The organism is Campylobacter suis (assembly GCF_905120475.1).
Classification (GTDB): domain Bacteria; phylum Campylobacterota; class Campylobacteria; order Campylobacterales; family Campylobacteraceae; genus Campylobacter_A; species Campylobacter_A suis.
In genome coordinates this window covers 1-511 of the sequence record NZ_CAJHOE010000016.1, presented here as the reverse complement: position 1 = coordinate 511, position 511 = coordinate 1, and the positions used below count along the sequence as shown (strand labels likewise).

The window sequence follows — 511 nt, the reverse complement described above, 5'->3', positions numbered from 1 at the left end:
CATCAACCTCAGCAGTTACTTGATTAGTTGTTCTAGCTATTTGAACATTTTGTTTAGTTAAGTGATCAACTTCACTTACACCTTGATTTATCATATTGATAGCTTCACTTTGTTCTCTTATGCTTTCACTCATCTCATTGATTGATTGAGCTAAGACATTAGTATTTGCTTCTATCTCACCAAGAGATTTTTGAGTTCTTTCAGCTAGTTTTCTAACTTCATCAGCAACAACAGCAAATCCTCTACCATGTTCACCTGCACGTGCTGCTTCTATAGCAGCATTTAGTGCTAGTAGGTTTGTTTGATCTGCTATATCTCTAATGATAACAATGATGTTTTTAATCTCTTCAGATTGTCTTATAACATCTTGTGTCTTTTGATTAATAGCACTCATAGATGAACTCATCTCTTCAACTGCTGCTGCACTTTCTTGTAAGCTATTTGCTTGAGAGTTTGCTCCATCTGTTACTTGTTTCATAGAATCAGCTAGGATTTGAGCTTTTTGTTGAAG

At 35.0% G+C, this 511-nt stretch carries 1 protein-coding gene; it reads right to left on the bottom strand.

Annotated features, from left to right (window positions below):
- On the bottom strand, positions 1 to 511 hold a 511-nt coding region (locus LQV35_RS09075; RefSeq protein ID WP_230057555.1), incomplete at both ends, for a methyl-accepting chemotaxis protein.